Below are 18180 nucleotides of genomic sequence, written 5' to 3' on the forward strand. Positions count from 1 at the left end.
GGTGCGCCGCGCGCCGCGGGTAGCCTCGGACGAATGAGGTCGCCCTGGTTCCTGCGCGCGACGGCGCGCGGCGCCATGGGGGCCGCCGTCCGGTCCGTCGACTGGGCGGCGACGCCGCTGGGCCCGCCCGCCGCGTGGCCGCTGCCGCTGCGCGCCGCGGTCGAGCTGTGCCTCGGCACCGAGTTCCCCGTGCTCGTCACGTGGGGCCCCGAGCTCACGATGATCTACAACGACGGCTACCGCGAGATGCTCGGCACCGACAAGCACCCGGGTGCGCTCGGCTCGCCCCTGGCCGCCGTGTGGGCCGAGGTCTGGGACGCGATCGAGCCCTCGGTGCGCGAGGTCGAGGCCGGGCGGCCCACGTGGGTCGTCGACCAGCGCCTCGTCATGCACCGCTCGGGGTTCGACGAGGAGACGTTCTTCACGTACTCCTACAGCCCGCTGCTCGACGTCGACGGGCAGGTGCGCGGGCTGCTCGACATCGCGACCGAGACCACTGCGCAGGTCGTCGAGCGGCGCCGCGTGGGGCAGCTGTCGCTGCTGCAGTCGCGCCTCCAGGCGGCCGGGCCCGACGTCGGGGCCGTGGTCGCGGCGGCCGCCGCGACTCTCGCCGACGGGCCGGACGTCACGCTCGTCGGCGCCGCGCTGGGCCCGCGCGGCGGGCTGCGGTGGGTGCACGGGCCGGCCGACGACGTCGACGCCGCGCTCGTCGAGCGCGCCGCGCGGACCGCCACCGTGCAGCAGGCCGGCCGGCTGCTCGTCGTGCCGCTCCCGCTCGTCGCGATCGACGACCGCGAGGGCCTGCTCGCCCTGCGCGCGGGCGCGCTGCGCCCCGTCGACGACCAGCTGCGCACGTTCGCGCGGCTCGTCGCCGACGCCGTCGCGGGGGCCCTCACCGGCGCGCTGCGGCACGAGCGCGAGGTCGGCATGCTGGAACGCGTGTCCGACGTCCTGCAGAGAGCGATGCTCGAACCACCCGTCGACCGCCCGGGCGTCGCGACCCGCTACGTGCCGGCCACGCGCGGCCTCGCGGTCGGCGGCGACTGGTACGACGTCGCGGACCTGCCGGGCGGGCGCACCGGGATCGTCGTGGGCGACCTCGTGGGGCACGGCCTGGAGTCCGCGTCGCGCATGGGTCAGCTCCGCAGCGCCGCGCGCGCCCTGCTGCTGCGGACCGACGCACCGGCGCCGGCGGTCGACGGCCTCGACGCGTTCGCGCGCACGCTGCCCGGCGCCGAGTACGCGACCGTGCACTGCGGCGTCCTCGACCCGGCGGCGGGCACCTACACGTACACCAGCGCGGGCCACCCGCCGGCCGCGGTGCTGCGCACCGACGGCACCGTCACGTGGCTGACCGGTGCGCGCGGCACGCCGCTGACGGTCGCTCGGGAGCCGCGCCCGCACGACGTGGTCGCGGTCGCCGCCGGCGACGTCGTCGTGCTGTGCACCGACGGCCTGCTCGAGCGCCGGGGGTCCGACCTGCGCTCGCGGCTCGCCGCGCTCGAGCGCCTGCTCGTCGGCCTGGTCGGCGCCGACCCCGACGCGATCGCCGACGGCGTCCTGGCCGGGATGACCCCCGAGGGCTCGCTCGACGACACGGCCGTCGTCGTGCACCGGGTCGAGGGATGAACGTGCCCGCCGTCCTCGTCGTGCCCGCGTCCGCCGCCGTGCCGGACGCGCCCGCGCCCGACGCCCCGGTGGTCGACCCCGGGCAGGGCGTCGTCGGTCCCGAACCCGGTGCGACGGACGCGCCGGCGCCGAGCCCGACCCCGACCGACGGCGCCACGCCCGCACCGACCCCGACCCCGACCCCGGGTGCGACGCCCGCACCGACGCCGACCGACGCGACGCCGGGGCCGACGCCCGAGCCGACCCCCTCCGACGAGGCCACGACCACGCCCGAGCCGACCTCGACGCCCGCGCCGTCGCCGACCGTCGCGACGCCCGACCCCACGCCGACGACGACGTCGACCGTGCAGGTGCCCGTGTGGCCCTCGCAGCCGGCCGTCGCCGAGTCGACCGTGCCGTGGGCGGTGGTGCTCGGCGCGCTGCTCGTGCTCGTCGGCGCCGCCGTGGGGCTGTGGTGGTGGTGGCGCCGCGTCGGGGCGCCGGCCGCCGCCGCGCGCGCGGGGGCCGCCCCGGTGGACGGCGCGCCGACCGCCGGGTCCTCGCCGACCGTCGCGACGCCGCCCGGCGACACCACGACGACCCTGGTGCTGCCGCCCGTGACGGACGCGCCGGCCACCGACGACGGCGTGCCCGACGCCGCCGCGACGGCCGACCCGCTCACCGCGCGCGGCGACGAGGCCGTGCGGTTCCTCGTGCGGCTCGGCGAGGCGATGGTCGACGCCGGCGCGCCGATCGTCCAGGTCAACACGACGCTGCAGCGCGTCGCCGCCGTCAACGGGCTGCCCGAGGCGTCGGTCGTCACGTTCCCGACCGCGGTGATGGTCTCGGTGCCCGGGCACGGCACGGTGCAGACCGCCGTGTCGACCGCGGGCAGCCGCGTGCTGCGCCTCGACCAGGTCGGCGACGTCCTCGACCTCGCGCACGCCGCCGAGCGCGGTGACGTCACCCCCCGGGCCGGGCTCGACGCGCTCGCGGGCGTCGTCCTGTCGCAACCGACCTCGACGGTCCCGCGGCGCGCCGCGGGCTACGTCGCGATGGCCGCGGGCCTCGCGCTCGTGCTCGGCGGCGGCGGCCTCGACGTGCTCGTCGCGGCCGTGCTCGGCGGCGGGGTCGCGCTGCTGACGACCGCGACCCGGCGCGTGCCCGCCCTCTACCAGGGCCTGCTCGTGGGCCTGTGCGCGTTCGCGGTCGCCCTGCCGGTGCTGCTGCTGGTGCGCACCGGCTGGTCGGTGGGGCTCCTCGCGCCGCTCGTCGCGCCGCTCGTGACGTTCCTGCCTGGTGCGCTGCTCACCACCGGTGTCATCGACCTCGCGACCCGGCAGATGATCGCCGGGTCCGCGCGGCTCGCCGCCGGTGTCATGCAGCTCGTGCTGCTCGCGCTCGGCATCACGGTCGCCGCGGGGCTCGTCGGCGTCCCCGCGGCCGAGGTCGGGTCGGCCAGCAGCCAGCCGCTCGGGTGGGCGGCGCCGTGGGTGGGCGTGCTCGTCTACGCGGTGGGCGTGGTCCTGCACAACGACGCGCACCGCGGCACGCTGCCGTGGATCACGCTCGTGCTGCTCGTCGCGTACGCCGGTCAGGTGCTCGGCGGCGTGCTGTTCGGCGCCGTCGTCTCGTCGTTCGTCGGCGCGCTCGCGATGACGCCCGTCGCGATGCTCGCGGCCACGCGCCGCGAGGGCCCGCCGTTCCTCGTGACGTTCCTGCCCGGGTTCTGGGTGCTCGTGCCCGGTGCGCTCGGCCTGGTCGGCGTGACGTCCGTGCTCGGGCACTCGACCGACCAGGCGGTCACGACGATCGTCACCACCGGCGTGTCGATGGTCGCGATCAGCCTCGGCGTGCTCGCGGGCCTCGCGCTCGGCGCGGGCCTGCAGCGCCGGCTCGCGCCCGACGCGCCCCGCATCGTCTGACCCGCGTCACTCGTCGCGGCGCACGACCGCCGCGGCGCGCGCCGCGAGCAGCCCGCCGACGCCCGTGCGACCCGCGCGCAGGCGCGTGAACGCGTCCGCGTCCGGGCCGCCGGGCACGCGCCGCGGCAGCGAGTCGACCGCGACCAGCCACTGCGGCCACCCCAGCAGGCGGCACACCGCCATGAGCCGCTCCGACTCGGCGTCGGACTCGCCGCGCTCGTCCGACAGCAGCGTCGTGAGCTCGTCACCCGCGTCCGGGCGCCCGGCGAGCGCCGCGAGCGTGCGCGCCCCGTGCGCGCCCTGCGGGCCGAACGCGTCCTCGTCGTCGGGGAACGCGAGGTGCGCGTCCGACAGGTACGTCACGACCTCGGCGCCGTCGTCGTGCGCCCACACCTGCAGCAGCAGGTCGCGCGCCACGACCACCGTGACGACCACGGCGTGCAGGTCGCCCGACACGAGCTCGCCGACGTCGGGCAGGTAGCGCCGCCGGGCCGCGACGTGACCGCGCGGGCGGTCGGCGACCGCGACGACCCAGCCGTCCTGCGCCGGCCCGACCCACCCGGAGAAGCGCTCGCGCACCAGCACGCGCAGCACGTCGTCACGCGTGGCCCGCACCAGCAGCAGGCCGTAGGTCAGGCCGTCGGGGCGGTAGGTCTCGTCGTCGTGCTCGCTCACACCGGTGAGTGTGGCACCGTCCGGCGCCGGTGCGCGCCGGTCAGGACGTGACGTCGGCCGTCGTGAACCGGGCCCACGCGAGCGCGCCGAACACCACGACCCAGCCCGCCTGCACCGCCAGGCCCTGCGCGAGGACGTCCGCCGACGGCACGACGCGCAGCATCTCGGCGAAGTCGAACCAGTGGTGCGTGAGCAGCGCGGGGTGGATCGCGGCGAGCTGCGGCAGCTGGTCGAGCACGCTCGACACCACCGCGACCACGACGGTCGCGGCCATCGCCCCGATCGGCACCTCGGTGAGCGTCGAGAAGAACAGCCCCACCGCGACCAGCCCCGTCATCGACAGGCCGACGTACGCGACGACGCCCGCGACGCGCAGCACGCCGTCCGCGAGCGGCACGGTGGATCCCGACAGCAGAGTGAGGTCACCCACCCCGAACAGCGCCGCGCCGACCACGAGCCCCACCACGGCGATCGCGAGGACCGCGGCCGCGGCGAACACGAGCGCGCCGAGCGCCTTGACCGCGAGCAGCCGGCCGCGCCCCACCGGGACCACGAGCAGGTACCGCAGCGTGCCGGCCGACGCCTCGCCCGCGATCGCGTCGCCCGACGCGATGCCGATGGTCAGCGGCAGCAGGAACGGCGTGCACAGGAACAGCGACGCGACGACGAGGAACAGCCCGTTGCCCGTCACGCGGGACACGAAGGGCGGTCCCTGCCCGGCGAGCGCGGTGTCCTGCGCGAGGTACAGCACGACCCCGAGCAGCAGCGGCACGAGCGCGAGGCCCACGAGCAGCACGAGGTTGCGGCGGCGGCCCAGCACGAGCGCGAGCTCGGCGCGCACGAGGCGCGCGAGCGCGCCGCGGTGGCGTGCGGGTACGTCGGCGCCCGGCGCGGGCACGGCGGCGGTCCCCGCGGGCGTGGCAGGTGCCGTGGTGTCAGCGGGCGACATCGAAGCCCTCCCCGGTGAGCTCGACGAACACGTCCTCGAGCGAGGGTCGACGCACGTCGAGACCCACGACCGGGACGTCGGCGCGCACGAGCGCGGCCGTGACGTCCTGCGGTGCCGGACCCGTGTCGTCGCGCACCGCCGCCCACACGGTCACGGTCCCGTCGGCGACCGCGCGGTCGGCGGTGACGTCGTCCAGCGCGAGCCGGCGCAGCTCGGCCACGGCGGCGTCCGCGCTGGCGGCCGGCGTGCGGACCGCGATCCGCGCGGCGCGCCGCGCGGTCAGCTCGGTGCGCGGGCCCTGCAGCAGCAGGTGCCCGCGGCCCATGATCCCGACGTGCGTGCACACCTGCTCGATCTCGGCCAGCAGGTGCGACGACACGAGCACGGTCGTGCCGGCGTCCGCGAGCTCGCGCACCAGGTGCCGCACCTCGCGCGTGCCCTGCGGGTCCAGCCCGTTGGTCGGCTCGTCGAGCACCAGCAGGTCGCGCGGCCGCAGCAGCGCCGCGGCCAGGCCGAGGCGCTGCTTCATGCCGAGCGAGTACTGCCGGTACCGCTTGTCCGCCGCCGCGGTCAGGCCGACGCGCTCGAGCGCGGCCTCGGCCCGCGTGCGCGCCGTCCTCGGGTCGGTCGACGCGTCGACCGCGTCGAGCCGCGCGAGGTTCGCGCGGCCCGACAGGTACGGCTGGAACGCGGGCCCCTCGACCAGCGCCCCCACGCGCGGCAGCACGTGCGCGGCACGCTGCGGCACCGGCTCGCCCAGCAGCTCGACCCGCCCCGACGTGGGCGCGACCAGCCCGAGCAGCATGCGGATCGTCGTCGTCTTGCCCGAGCCGTTGGGCCCGAGGAACCCGTACACGGCACCGCGCGGCACGGCCAGGTCGATGCCGTCGACCGCGACCTGGCCCGTGCGGAACCGCTTGGTCAGCGCGTGCGTGCGGATGGCGTCGTCGGTCACGGCACCAGCGTGCGGCACGGCCGGCGCCGCGGCGCGCAGCGTGGCCGTCACGCGCCGGCGACCGCGCGCAGCGTGTCCACCGGCACGGCGCCGGCGAGCACGCGGCCGTCGTCGAGCACCAGCACCGACAGCAGCGACGACTGCAGCGCACGCCCGCCCTCGACGGGCGTGGTCAGCTGGTCGTACAGCGTCGCGGTGTCGAGGTCGACCGGCGGGCCGTCGCCCTCGCCCATGAACTGGTCGAAGAGCTGGTTCGCACCCTCGCCGCCGCCGAACGACTTCTCGACGTCGGGCAGCGACGCGACCGCCGACGGGTCGCCCGCGAGCAGGGCCGCGACGTCGACGTCGCTCACCTCGACGACCGCGTCCCAGCCGGTGCCCGTGGCGGTCACGCCGTCGGGCAGCGGCGCGTCGGCCGGGTCGTCGGGCAGCGTCGACGGCACGTCGCCGTGCGCCGCGAGCGTCGCGTCGTCCGGCAGGGGCACCGTGACCTCGCGGACCTGCGCGCCCGGCGGCGGCGTGAACGTCAGCACCGAGTCCGCCGGCGCCGCGAACGTCACGTCCGTGAACCCGACCTCGAGCGCCGGGGTCTGCGCGTCGTCGCTGCTCCACACCTGCACGCGCAGCGGCGTCCACGTGCGCGCGTCGACCGCGACCACGACGCGCCCCACGAGCGTCGTCGTGCTGGTCGGCGTCACGACCACCTGGTAGGCGTCGCGGCCGGCCACCTTCGTGGCGGCGTCGACGCTCACCGTCGCGTCCTGCTGCGCCCGCTCGAGCGCCTGACGTCCCAGCTCGGCGGGCGTCGGCAGGTCCGCCGGCGGGGTCGGCGGGTCGTCGCGCAGCGCCTGCGCACGGGCCGCGTCCTGCGGCGAGAGCGCGTAGTGCACGACCTCGTCGTCCGACGACGAGTACGTCCACGCCTGCGTGCCGTCGGTGACCGCCGAGTACTCCGACGCGGTGCCCAGCAGCGACACGCGCGAGCGCGCCTCGCCGTCGGTCCACACGCGCAGCGTCGTCGACCCGCCCAGCAGGCTCACCGGGTCCGCGCCGCCCACCTGCACGAGCGACAGGTCCGGCAGGCCGAGGCGCGCGGTGTGCACGACCGTGCCCGACAGCGCCTGCGGCTCGGCCTCGAGCACGCGCGCCACGAGCTCGTCGGGCTGCACGGCCGGCAGCCCGGCCGCGTCGGCGGACGCCAGCAGCGGGGGAGCGGCGAACGCGGCGCCCACGGCGACGACGGCGACGGCGGGCACCGCCCACGCGGCGCGGACGCGGGACCGGGGGGTGACGGGGGTCGTGTCCATGGGACCCACCGTGCGCCCCGGGGCCTGAGCGGAACCTGAGCGGCGTGCCACCCGCGCCCGGACGCGGGTGGGATGCTGCCGGGGTGCGCGTGCTCGTGGTCGACGACGAGGTCGGGCTGGTGCGCGCCCTGCGCCGCGGCCTGACCGCCGAGGGGTTCGCGGTCGACGCCGCGCACGACGGCGAGACGGGCCTGCGGATGGCCGTCGACGGCGAGTACGATGTGCTCGTCGTCGACGTCATGCTGCCGCGGCGCAACGGCTACGACGTCGTCACCGCGCTGCGCGCGCAGGACGTCTGGACGCCCGTGCTCATGCTGTCCGCCAAGGACGGCGAGCACGACGTGGCCGACGGGCTCGACGTCGGCGCCGACGACTACCTCACCAAGCCGTTCTCGTTCGTCGTGCTCGTCGCGCGGCTGCGCGCGCTCGTGCGCCGGCCCGTCGCGCCCCGCCCCGCGGTGCTGCGCGTCGGCGCGCTCGAGCTCGACCCCGCGACGCGCGCCGTCACGCGCGACGGCGCACCCGTCGAGCTCACGGTCCGCGAGACCGCCCTGCTGGAGTACCTGCTGCGGCACGCCGACCGCGTCGTCGGCAAGCTCGAGCTGCTCGACCACGTGTTCGACACGCGCGGCGAGGACCCGAACGTCGTCGAGGTGTACGTCGGGTACCTGCGCCGCAAGCTCGGGCGCGACGCCGTCACGACCGTGCGCGGCGCCGGGTACCGCGTCGGCGGGGTCGCGTGAGCCGGGCGCGGGACGCGTGGTGGCGCCGCACGTCGCTGCGCGCGCGCCTCACGCTCGTCGCGACCGCGTCGGTCGCCGTGGTGCTCGTCGTCGGCGCGTTCGCGCTCTCGGGCGTCGTGGGCGTCGCCCGCACCGCCGCCGTCGACACCGCCGTGCGCGAGCGGTCCGCGACGCTCGCCGCCCTCGTCGCCGACGACCGCGTGCCCGACGCGCTGCCCGTGACCCAGCCGGGCGAGGTCGCCCAGCTCCTCGACGCGTCCGGCGCGGTGCTCGCGACGTCGACCACCGCGAGCCGCACGCTGCCGGTCGTCGACGCGGCCACGCTGACGGCGTGGCGCGAGCGCGCGGGCGGCCGCGTGCTCGTCGTCGGCACCGAGGCCAGCGCGTACGACCGGGTCGCGCGCGCGGCCGTGCGCGCCGTCACCTACCGCGGCGGACCCGCGACGCTCGTCACGACCGTCCCGCTCACCGACGTCGAGGGCGTGGTGCGCGCGCTGCGCGTCGCGCTGCTGCTGGTCGTGCCCGTGCTCACCGTCGGGTTCGCGCTCGTGCTGCGCGCGCTGCTCGGGCGCGTGCTCGCGCCCGTCGAGGACCTGCGAGCCGCGGCCGACCGGGTCGCGCTCGCGGGCGGGCCGGGGTCGCTGCCCGTGCCCGCCGCCGACGACGAGCTCGGCGCGCTGGCCCGCACGCTCAACGCGATGCTCGACCGCCTCGAGACCGCCGCGGCCCGTCAGCGCACGTTCGTCGCGGACGCGGCGCACGAGCTGCGCTCACCCGTCGCGGCGGCCCGCGCCGCGGTCGAGGTGGCGGCCGCCCACCCCGAGGCGTACCCGGTCGCGGACCTCGTCGCCGACCTCGCGCCCCAGGTCGCGCGCATGCAGGGCCTGGTCGACGACCTGCTGGTGCTCGCGCGCGTCGGCGCGACACCGGCCGCGCGCGGGCCCGTCGACCTCGCCGAGGTCGCGGCCGAGGCCGCCGCGTCCGTCGTGCCGACCGCCGACGCGCGCGGCGTCGAGGTCACCGTGACCGGTGCCGCGACCGCCCTGGGGGCCGCCGGGCCGACGACGCGCGCCGTGCGCAACCTCGTCGACAACGCCGCGCGGCACGCGCGCTCCGCCGTCGCCGTGCGGGTCGAGCGGCGCACGGGGGACGCCGGCGTCGACGACGCCGTCCGGGTCGTCGTCGACGACGACGGCCCGGGCGTGCCGCCGGGCGACCGTGAGCGCGTGTTCGAGCGGTTCGTGCGCCTCGACGCGGCGCGCGAGCGCGACGCCGGCGGCACGGGCCTCGGTCTCGCGATCGCCCGCGAGGTCGCGCGCGAGCAGGGCGGCGACGTCACGCTCGACGAGTCCCCGACCGGCGGCCTGCGCGCCGTGCTCACGCTGCCCGCCGGCTGACGCCGTGCGACGATCCTGCTGGTCCGCGCGCCGCGCGGGCGCAGCAGGACCACCGGGGAGGGTGCACGTGCCGCAGACGGTCCGGGCCTCGCAGGCGCCGAACGGGCTCAACGTGCGCATCGACCGCGTGCGGATCGGCGGCCTCGCGCTGCGCACGTGGACGACGTGGATCCAGGAGACCGACGACGTGCCCGTCGCCGACCGGCGCGACATCGTGCTCGTGCACGGCCTGGGCGTCAGCTCGGAGTACTTCGAGCGGCTCGCGGTGCACCTCGGCCGCGTCGGGGCCGTGCACCTGCTGGACCTGCCCGGGTTCGCCGGCGTCCCGCGGCCCGACCGCCACCTCGAGATCGACGACTTCGCGCGGCTCATCGCGCGGTGGGTCGAGCACGTCGGCCTCGAGCGGCCCACGTTCCTCGGGCACTCGATGGGCTCGCAGATCGTCACCGAGGTCCTCGCGAGCCACCCGGGGATCGCGTCGCACGCCGTGCTGATCGGTCCGCCGGTCAACGCGCAGGAGCGCTCCGTCCCGCGGCAGGCGCTGCGGCTGCTGCAGAGCTCGGTGCACGAGTCGCCGCGCACGCGCGGCATCGCCCTGCGCGGGTACGTCGAGTGCGGGCCGCACTGGTTCGCGCAGGTGTTGCCGCGCATGCTGCGCTACCCGATCGAGGACCGGCTCCCGGCGGTCGACGTGCCCGTGCTCGTCGTGCGCGGCGAGCACGACCACGTGGCGCCGCGCGCGTGGGCGCAGCTGCTCGCCGACGCCGCGCCCGACGGCCGCTGGGTCGAGATCGCCGGGGCGTCGCACGCCGTGATCTACGAGCACAGCCGCCAGGTCGGCGACCTCGTGCTGGAGCACGTGCGGCGATGAGCACGGCGCCGGGCGGGCCGAGGGCCCTGGGGCGACGCGTGGCGACCGCGCGGCACCGCGCTCGTCAGGGGGTCGCGTGGGCCCGGGACTACGCGTGGATCGTCGGCGCGCAGCTGCGGGCGCTGCGGCCGGTGCGGGCCGACGCGTGGGCCGCGGGGGACCGGGCGCCCGTGCTGCTGCTGCCGGGCATCTACGAGCGCTGGCCGGTCATGGCGGACCTCGCGCGTGCGCTGCTCGCGGCGGGTCACCCGGTGCACGTCGTGCCCGGCCTCGGGCTCAACGGCCGCCCGCTCGCGGCGTCGGCGCGCGTCGTCGCGGCGCGCGTCGAGGAGCTCGGGCTGCGCGGCGTCGTGCTGGTCGCGCACTCCAAGGGCGGGCTGATCGGCAAGCTCGTGATGGGCGACCCGGACTCCGGGCGGTGCGTCGCGGGGCTCGTCGCCGTGAACACGCCGTTCGCCGGGTCGGTCTACGCGCGGTGGTTCCCGGTGCGGTCGGTGCGCGCGCTGTCGCCGCGCGACCCGCACGTGCGGGCGATCGCGCGCGAGGTCGCCACGCACGCCCGGACCTGGTCGCTGTACGCCCGGTTCGACCCGCACGTGCCGGCGGGCGGCGAGCTGCCCGGCGCCGTCAACGTGCGGCTGCCGCTCGACGGCCACTTCCGCCCGCTGGGCGACCCCCGCCTGCACGCGGCCGTGGTCGACGCGGTCGCCCACCTGACCGGCACCGCACCCGGGCCGGACGCCGCCCGCGACGCCCGGCCCGCGGCGGGGTGATCGGTCGTCGGCTCAGTGGTGGGCCGGTGCGGCGGTGCCCGCCGGGGCCGGGCGCACGGCGAACGCCGCGGCGATCGCGGGGAGGGTCAGCAGCGCACCGCCGAGGAACGCCGCGTGCACGCCGCCGGCGGTCGCGGCGGCGGTGGACGCGCCGTCCGCCGCCAGCCCGGCGGCCGTGGCCGAGAGCACCGTGACGAACAGCGCGGTACCGGCCGCACCGGCGACCTGCTGGACGGTGCCGATCACGGCGCTGCCGTGCGAGTACCGCTCGGGCACGACCGACCCCAGCGCCGACGTGAACAGCGGAGTGAAGACCAGCGCGAGGCCCGCCGACATGGTGAGGTGCGCCACGACGACCATCCACGGCGCGCTGCCCTCGCCGAGCAGCAGCGCCATGCCCCACGTGGCCGTGCTCACCAGGATCGTGCCGGGCACGAGCAGCGGGCGCGGGCCGACCTTGTCGTAGGCGCGGCCCACGAGCGGCGCGAGCAGACCCATGAGCAGACCGCCCGGCAGCAGCATGAGGCCCGTGCGCAGCGTGTCGAGGCCCAGCACGTCCTGCGCGTAGATCGGGAGCATGATGATGACGCCGAACAGCGCCATCATCATGACGGCCATCATGGCCACGCCCACGGCGAACGTCCGCGAGCGGAACGTGCGCAGGTCGAGCAGCGCCGCGTCGGTGCGCTGCAGCCGGATCTGCCGCGCGACGAACAGCGTGAGGCCGGCCGCGCCCGCGAGCAGCGTGGCGGCCGTCGCGACGCGCGACCCGCCGTGCGCGGCCTCGCCGATGCTCGACAGCCCGAACACGAGCCCGCCGAACGCGACGGCGGACAGCAGCACCGACAGCACGTCGACGCGCGCCTGGCGCGGCTCGGTGACGTTCGGCAGGCGCAGCGCGCCCAGCACGAGCGCGACCGCGGCGATCGGCAGCACGAGCCCGAACATCCACCGCCACGACAGCACCGACAGGATCAGTCCCGAGATCGTGGGCCCGAGCGCGGGGGCGACCGAGATCACGATCGAGATGTTGCCCATGGTGCGGCCGCGCGACGCCGGCGGGGTCACGGTCATCACCGTGGTCATGAGCAGCGGCAGCATGACCGCGGTGCCCATGGCCTGCACGACGCGGCCCGCGAGCAGCACGGGGAAGCCGGGCGCGAGCGCGCAGATCAGCGTGCCGAGGCCGAACAGGCTCATGGCCGTGAGGAACGCGCCGCGGGTCGTGGTGCGCTGCAGGAAGAAGCCGGTGACGGGGATGACGACGGCCATGGTCAGCAGGAACGCGGTCGTGAGCCACTGCGCGGTGCTCGCGGTGACGTCGAGGTCGTGCATGAGGCGCGGCAGCGCGACGCCCATGATCGTCTCGTTGAGGATCACGACGAACGTCGAGACGAGGAGCAGCGCGACCGCGAGCCGGTCGCGCGCGGAGAGCGTGGTGGGGGCCTCGACGGCGTCGGAGGTCCGGGCGGACGGCTCGACGACGGTCGTCGGCTGGTCGGTGCGGTCGGTCACGTGGGTCGCCTGTCGCGTCGGGCCCCGGGGCGGGGCGTGCGGGTCCGAGGGGCCGTCGGGGCCGGGTGAGGGGTCGCGGGCGTCGTCACCGCGCGCCGCCAGTCTGTGACGCCAACCCGTGCCGGGTCGACGTCATTCCCTGCAGACCGGTGCCGCGCGGCGAACTCGTCGGGCCGCACGGCGGCGTCACGACGCGGACGCGCCCCGCGCAAGAGCGACGCGCGCACCGACGCCGGACGCGCCGACGGGTCCGGTGCGCGTCGGCGCCGGACCCGTCGTGCAGCGCGGGGTGCGCTCAGGCGTCGGCGAGGACGCCGTCGAGCAGCCCGAGGACGATCGTCGCGGACCGCTCCGCCGCGTCGTCGACGTGCGCCGAGAAGTCGACGCCCGCGATCGGGCCGCACAGGTCGGAGATGCCGCGCACCGACACGAACGGCACGCCCGCGAGGTGCGCGGTGTGCGCGAGCGCGGCCGACTCCATGTCGCACGCGAGCGCACCCGGGAACGCCTCGCGCATGCCGACGACGCGCTCGGCGTCGACGAACACGTCGCTCGACAGGATCGTGCCGGTCCGGACCGTGAGCCCGCCCGCGTCGACGCCCGCGACCGCGGCGAGCAGCGCCGGGTCGGCGTCGTACCGCGCGGGCATGCGCGGCACCTGCCCGAGCTCGTACCCGAACACGCGCGCGTCGGCCGCGCCGTACACGGTGTCGGCGCCGACGACGACGTCGCCGACGCGTACGTCGAGGCCCATGCCGCCGGCCGAGCCCGCGCTCAGCACCGCGCGGGCCCCCGATCCGTGCAGCGCGAGCGCGGCAGCGGTCGCGGCGTTGACGAGCCCGATGCCGCAGGTCACGAGCAGCACGCGCGGGCCGCCGAGGTCGAGCACGCGGCGCGCGGCGCCCGCGACGTCGACCTCGTCGCCGACGGCGGTCGCCCGGTCGAGGAACGGCGACGCCTCGACGCCCATGGCCGTGACGACGACCGCGTCGACCCGCACGCCGGGTGCGGCGGACAGGTCGGTGCTCACGCGGTGACCGTGGCCCACGCGTCGCGCTGCGCGAGGAACGCGCGCGCGGCGTCCTGCGCACCCGTCAGCGTGTGGTTCGCGCCCCAGCCGCACTGCACCTCGTTGGCCGCGGGGACCTCCGTCGCGTCGAGCACGTCCGTGAGCGTCGCGGCGACCAGCTCGGCGACCTCCTCGGTGCTCCAGCGACCCTCGAGCATGAGGTAGAAGCCCGTCTGGCAGCCCATGGGGGAGAAGTCGAGCACGCGGTCGGAGTGGTTCCGCGAGTGCTCGGCGAACAGGTGCTCGAGCGAGTGCACGGCCGGCATCTCGAGGTGCGCGACGTTGGGCTGCGTGAAGCGCACGTCGAACTTGGAGATGACGTCCCCGTGCGGCAGCTGCTTGAGGTCCGCGAGCCGGAGGTACGGCGCGGCGACGGTCCGGTGGTCGAGGTTGAACGACTCGACGTTCATGCGAGGTGTGTCCACGGCACCAGTCTGCGCCATCGGGGGCCGGTCGCGCCGGGGCGTCCGGGGCGACCGGGCCGGGGTCAGCGGGAGCGCAGCTCGACCAGCACGCGCGGCAGCTCGTCGAGCAGCTCGCGCGCGAGGTACCCGAGCGGCCCGACGGCGGCCGCGAGGCGGTCGCCCGCGAGCCCGTGCGCCTCGACGCCGAAGCACGCGGCCTGCACGGGGTCCGCGCCGCGCGCGAGCAGCCCGGCCACGGCGCCCGCGAGCACGTCGCCGCTGCCGGACGTGCCGAGGCCCGAGTGCCCGGTCGACGAGCGCCAGCGCCGGCCCCCGGGCTCGGCGACGACGCCCGCGCACACCACGACCGTGCCGTAGGCGTCGGCCAGCCGGGCGGCGACGGGCTCGTCGCCGTCGTCGTGCCCCTCGTCGGGCGCCGCGTCGGACGACCCGAGCAGGTAGGCGGCCTCGGTGGAGTTCGGCGTCAGCACGGCCCGCCCGCGCACGGCCTCGCGCACGTCCGACGCGTCGCGCAGCACGCCGAGCGCGAACGCGTCGAGCACGAGCGGCGTCGTCGCGGGGGCGTGGGCGAGCACGGTGCGCAGCAGCGCGAGCGTCCCGGCGGGCGCGTCCAGCCCGGGGCCGACCACGACGACGTCGGCGCGCGCGAGCTCGGCGTCCAGGACGCCGTCGCCGGGCCCGGCGACGGCGCCGTCGGGGCGCTCGGGCAGCCCGAGCACGCCGGCCTCGGGCACCGCGACCGCGAGCGGACCGGCGACCGACGCGGCGACGCCCAGGGACAGCCGCCCCGCGCCGACCCGCAGGGCCGCGAGCCCCGCGAGCAGGACGGCGCCCGGCGTGCCGCGCGCACCGCCGAGCACGAGCACGCCGCCGCGCGCGTCCTTGCCACCGGTCGGCTCCGGCAGCGGGTGCTCCCGCAGCAGCGCGGGGCTCAGGACGGCGGTGTCACCCATGCGTGTCCTCCGTGCCCTCGTGCTCGGTGATCGGCGCGTCGAGCTCGGCCAGGTGCGCGACGTCGTCGAACGCCGCGAGCCGCCACGCGCCGTCGACCCGGTCGAGACGCGTGACGGACGCGTTGTGCACGCTGCTGCCGCGCACGATCGTCATGAGCTCGTCCTCGGTGAGCTCCTCGAGCACGTAGCGCAGCAGCATCACGACCGCGTCGTGCACGACGACGAGCACGCGCCGGCCGGCGTCCCGCTCCTGCAGGTCGCGCAGCGCCGCGCGCAGCCGCAGCGCGACGTCGGCCCACGACTCGCCGCCGGGCGGGCGGTGGTACATCTTGCCGAGGTGCCGGCGGCGCTCGGCCTCGGCCGGGTGGTGCTCGAGCACGCCGCGCCACGTGAGGCGGTCGAGCACGCCCAGCTCGCGGTCACGCAGCCGCTCGTCGAGACGCACCGGCAGGTCGAGGCCGGCGGTCTCGAGCGCGATCCGCGCGGTCTGCTGCGTGCGCACGTACGGCGAGCACCACACGACCTCGGGCACCTCACCGGCCGGGAGGTCCGCGAGCCACGCGCCGAGCGCCTTCGCCTGCTCGCGGCCGCGCTCCGACAGCGGCGTGTCGGCGTCCCGCGTCGCGACGTCGACGACGAGGGCCTGCGTGCGCTCGGCGTGCGTGGCCGCGACGTTGCCGACGCTCTCGCCGTGACGCACGAGCACGAGGCTCGCGGGGGCGGGCGTCACCGGCGGTCGCGCTCCTCGAGCGCCGGCAGGATCGTCGTCGGGATCGCGAACGCGAGGCCGAACGCGAGGATCCCCGCGGTCGCGACGAGTGCGCCCGTGGTGCCGTCCTTGCTGCTGAAGCCGATGGTGAGCAGCGCGAACGCACCGACGAACAGCACGAGGCACAGCACGCCGCTCAGCGCGCGCGTGGGCGCCTCGGGGGCCGGGTCGGTGCTGCGGGCGCCGGTGTCGTTGCTCATCGGGGTCCTCCTCGAGTGGTGCGACGGTGAGCGGCCAGTATCCCGGCGCGGCGCGACGGGGGCACGCCCGCGCAGCCCTCGGCGTGCCGCGCGCCCCGCGACCCGCGCGCCGGCGCGGCCCGTCAGCGCATCGGCAGGGCACGCCGCCCCCGCGGCCCGTACGCGGGCATCGCGCCGCGGTACGCGACCTCCAGCAGCACGAGCACACGCTGACGGTGCCCGGCCCACGGCGCGAGCAGGTGCAGCATGCCGGCGTCGTCCGCGCGCCGGCCCGTCAGCGCCCACCCGACGAGGTGCGGGAGGTGGGCGTCCCCGACCTGCACGGCGTCCGGGTCGCCCAGCGCGCGCGACGTGACCTCCGCCGCGGTCCACGGGCCGATGCCGGGCACGGTCTGCAGGCGCCGCCCGAGCTCGGCGGGTGCGAGGTCGGGCGTCAGCCGGTGCGCCACGGCGGCGGCGTGCCGGACCGCGTCGGCGCGGTGCGCGTCGATGCCCGCCTGCCGCCACTCCCACACCGGCAGGGCTCGCCACGCCGCGGGCGGCGGCGCGACGCGCAGGCCCGCCGGCGCGGGCCCGGGGGCGGGGTCGCCGTGCCGCGCGACGAGACGGCGCCACGACGCCTTGGCGTCGCTGCCGACGACGCGCTGCTCGAGGACCGACGTCACGACCGTGGACCACACGTCGCCGCCGCGCGCGAGCCGCAGCGACGCGTGCGTGCGGTGGGCGCGCGCGACCGCGGGGTGCAGGTGCGCCGCGAACCCGGTCGGGTCGTCGAGCAGGCCGAGCAGACCGGGCACGTCGGCGAGCACGTCGGCCGCGCCGGGCCCCCACGCGTCGGCGCGCACGCCCCCCGGGACGCCGGTGAGGCGCAGCGTCGCGGGCCCGGACGCCCGGCGCGTCGCGTGCCAGACGGCGCCGTCGACGGTGGCCCACGTGGGGTCGCCCGGGCCGCGGCGCAGGCGGCCGACCGTGCGTCGCGGGTCGACGTGCCCCGGGCACGCGACGACCGTGCCGACGTCGCCGGTCGCGTGCGGGGCGCGCGGCGGCGCGGTCACGGGATGGGCGGCGGTCACACCTCCAGGATGCACCCGGGCGCCGACGCGCCCGTTCGGCGTGCCGCGCCCGGTGACGCGCGGCACACTCGGCGCGTGACGACGGGACCGGGCGTGCGCGACGGCGGGCTCGCCGTGCGCCGCGAGGGCGCGGTGCTGCGCGTCGTGCTCGACGGCGCGGTGGACCTGGCGGTGCGCGAGCGGGACACGCCGCCGCTGTGGGCGGCGCTCGCGGAGCCCGACGTCACGGGCGTCGAGGTCGACGCGGGCGCCGTGACGTTCCTCGACTCCAGCGGCCTGTCGGTGCTCGTGCGCCTCGCGCGGGACGCCGACGAGCGCGGCGTCCCGCTGCGGCTGACGGCGATGAGCCCGCGCGTCGCGGACCTGCTCGACGCGACCGGTGTGCGCGACTGGATCGCGGGCCTCGGGGCGGGTCCCGGCCCGACGGGCGACGCGGCGCGCTGACGCGTCAGCGGCCCCGCAGTCGCTCGATCGCCCGGCGGTCGCGCTTGGTGGGCCGGCCCGCGCCGCGGTCGCGCTGCGCCGCGACCGCGACCTGGGTGCGCGGCACGGGGGCGGGGGAGCGGTCGAGGTAGGAGGCCTGCGCGATCTCCGCGGACACGCGCTTGACCAGCAGCCGGTGCACGACGACGAGCCGTTCGCGGCCCGCGCCGCGGATCTGCACCTCGTCGCCCGGGACGACCTGCGTCGCGGGCTTGGCGCGCTCGCCGTTGACGCGCACGTGGCCCGCGCGGCACGCGGCCCCGGCGGCCGAGCGCGTCGGGAACAGCCGCACCGCCCACGCCCAGGCGTCGACGCGGACCCGGCCCTGCGGCTCGGCCACGGTGCACCTCCCGTCCGGCTCCCGACGCCGTGCGCGTCGTCGGGGCCAGCCTGCCACGCGGTGCGGCGCGCGGGTCGTCGGCGAGCGGGCGCGAGGCCGCGTGACCGCCCGACGGCGACGGGGTCGACGGTGAAACGCCTCGACGGTCCC

At 77.6% G+C, this 18180-nt stretch carries 19 protein-coding genes; 7 read left to right on the forward strand and 12 right to left on the reverse strand.

From position 1 onward, the window contains the following. Positions 1-33: 33 nt before the first annotated feature. Both GY42_RS01480 and GY42_RS01485 read left to right on the forward strand, forming a co-directional pair. Positions 34-1629, forward strand: coding sequence for a PP2C family protein-serine/threonine phosphatase (locus GY42_RS01480; RefSeq protein ID WP_046527970.1), 1596 nt, complete (start codon positions 34-36; stop codon positions 1627-1629). Then, positions 1626-3533 (forward strand): threonine/serine ThrE exporter family protein, encoded by a 1908-nt coding sequence (locus GY42_RS01485; RefSeq protein ID WP_052748161.1) that lies wholly within the window; start codon positions 1626-1628, stop codon positions 3531-3533. Before GY42_RS01480 ends, GY42_RS01485 begins: the two co-directional genes overlap by 4 nt. Before the next feature lie 6 nt (positions 3534-3539). Here the strand turns inward: GY42_RS01485 and GY42_RS01490 are convergent, their stop codons facing one another. Genes GY42_RS01490 through GY42_RS01505 form a run of 4 tightly spaced genes read right to left on the reverse strand, consistent with a single transcriptional unit; the run spans position 3540 to position 7419 of the window. Beyond that, positions 3540-4208 carry a hypothetical protein gene (locus tag GY42_RS01490; RefSeq protein ID WP_046527971.1) on the reverse strand — a complete coding sequence of 223 codons (669 nt, stop codon included), beginning with the start codon at positions 4206-4208 and terminating at the stop codon, positions 3540-3542. Positions 4209-4248: 40 nt separating this feature from the next. Further along, positions 4249-5157, reverse strand: a complete 909-nt coding sequence (locus GY42_RS01495) for an ABC transporter permease (protein WP_082131311.1) — start codon at positions 5155-5157, stop codon at positions 4249-4251. After that, positions 5144-6112: an ABC transporter ATP-binding protein gene (locus tag GY42_RS01500; protein WP_201775249.1), complete on the reverse strand. Its 969-nt coding sequence runs from the start codon at positions 6110-6112 to the stop codon at positions 5144-5146. The genes GY42_RS01495 and GY42_RS01500 overlap by 14 nt, the downstream gene beginning before the upstream one ends. 47 nt (positions 6113-6159) lie before the next feature. After that, the gene (locus tag GY42_RS01505; protein WP_046527972.1) at positions 6160-7419 is read right to left on the reverse strand and encodes a LolA family protein; all 1260 of its coding nucleotides are present in this window, start codon (positions 7417-7419) and stop codon (positions 6160-6162) included. Between the two features lie 83 nt (positions 7420-7502). Between GY42_RS01505 and GY42_RS01510 the strand changes: the two genes are divergently transcribed. The 4 genes from GY42_RS01510 to GY42_RS01525 all read left to right on the forward strand — a co-directional run bounded on the left by GY42_RS01510 (position 7503) and on the right by GY42_RS01525 (position 11203). Further along, complete coding sequence (locus GY42_RS01510; RefSeq protein ID WP_046527973.1) at positions 7503-8162, forward strand: response regulator transcription factor; 660 nt, start codon at positions 7503-7505, stop codon at positions 8160-8162. Continuing rightward, positions 8159-9559, forward strand: coding sequence for an ATP-binding protein (locus GY42_RS01515; protein WP_046527974.1), 1401 nt, complete (start codon positions 8159-8161; stop codon positions 9557-9559). Before GY42_RS01510 ends, GY42_RS01515 begins: the two co-directional genes overlap by 4 nt. Before the next feature lie 67 nt (positions 9560-9626). Beyond that, positions 9627-10430 carry an alpha/beta fold hydrolase gene (locus GY42_RS01520; RefSeq protein ID WP_143320409.1) on the forward strand — a complete coding sequence of 268 codons (804 nt, stop codon included), beginning with the start codon at positions 9627-9629 and terminating at the stop codon, positions 10428-10430. Then, entirely contained in the window at positions 10427-11203 is a 777-nt protein-coding gene (locus GY42_RS01525) for a hypothetical protein (protein WP_046527975.1), read from the forward strand. Before GY42_RS01520 ends, GY42_RS01525 begins: the two co-directional genes overlap by 4 nt. Before the next feature lie 12 nt (positions 11204-11215). On the opposite strand, the gene GY42_RS01530 is transcribed toward GY42_RS01525, so the two are convergent. The 7 genes from GY42_RS01530 to GY42_RS01560 all read right to left on the reverse strand — a co-directional run bounded on the left by GY42_RS01530 (position 11216) and on the right by GY42_RS01560 (position 17207). Continuing rightward, positions 11216-12718 carry a DHA2 family efflux MFS transporter permease subunit gene (locus GY42_RS01530; RefSeq protein WP_046527976.1) on the reverse strand — a complete coding sequence of 501 codons (1503 nt, stop codon included), beginning with the start codon at positions 12716-12718 and terminating at the stop codon, positions 11216-11218. A 295-nt stretch (positions 12719-13013) separates the two neighbouring features. Further along, positions 13014-13748, reverse strand: a complete 735-nt coding sequence (gene mtnN / locus GY42_RS01535) for a 5'-methylthioadenosine/S-adenosylhomocysteine nucleosidase (RefSeq protein WP_046530412.1) — start codon at positions 13746-13748, stop codon at positions 13014-13016. Further along, complete coding sequence (locus GY42_RS01540) at positions 13745-14197, reverse strand: S-ribosylhomocysteine lyase (RefSeq protein WP_046527977.1); 453 nt, start codon at positions 14195-14197, stop codon at positions 13745-13747. Before GY42_RS01540 ends, mtnN begins: the two co-directional genes overlap by 4 nt. Before the next feature lie 77 nt (positions 14198-14274). After that, the gene (locus GY42_RS01545; protein ID WP_046527978.1) at positions 14275-15165 is read right to left on the reverse strand and encodes an NAD(P)H-hydrate dehydratase; all 891 of its coding nucleotides are present in this window, start codon (positions 15163-15165) and stop codon (positions 14275-14277) included. After that, entirely contained in the window at positions 15158-15895 is a 738-nt protein-coding gene (locus tag GY42_RS01550) for a histidine phosphatase family protein (protein WP_046527979.1), read from the reverse strand. Before GY42_RS01550 ends, GY42_RS01545 begins: the two co-directional genes overlap by 8 nt. Further along, complete coding sequence (locus tag GY42_RS01555) at positions 15892-16134, reverse strand: hypothetical protein (RefSeq protein ID WP_046527980.1); 243 nt, start codon at positions 16132-16134, stop codon at positions 15892-15894. Before GY42_RS01555 ends, GY42_RS01550 begins: the two co-directional genes overlap by 4 nt. A gap of 122 nt (positions 16135-16256) precedes the next feature. Beyond that, a complete protein-coding gene (locus GY42_RS01560) occupies positions 16257-17207 on the reverse strand; it encodes a DNA-3-methyladenine glycosylase family protein (protein ID WP_236686685.1) in 951 nt (316 codons plus the stop codon). Positions 17208-17282: 75 nt separating this feature from the next. On the opposite strand from GY42_RS01560, the gene GY42_RS18005 reads away from it, so the two are divergent. Further along, complete coding sequence (locus GY42_RS18005; RefSeq protein ID WP_201775250.1) at positions 17283-17651, forward strand: STAS domain-containing protein; 369 nt, start codon at positions 17283-17285, stop codon at positions 17649-17651. A 4-nt stretch (positions 17652-17655) separates the two neighbouring features. On the opposite strand, the gene GY42_RS01570 is transcribed toward GY42_RS18005, so the two are convergent. Beyond that, a complete protein-coding gene (locus tag GY42_RS01570; protein WP_046527981.1) occupies positions 17656-18030 on the reverse strand; it encodes an RNA-binding S4 domain-containing protein in 375 nt (124 codons plus the stop codon). Positions 18031-18180: the final 150 nt, after the last annotated feature.

Source organism: Cellulomonas sp. FA1 (assembly GCF_000986825.1).
GTDB classification, from domain to species: Bacteria; Actinomycetota; Actinomycetes; order Actinomycetales; family Cellulomonadaceae; genus Cellulomonas; species Cellulomonas iranensis.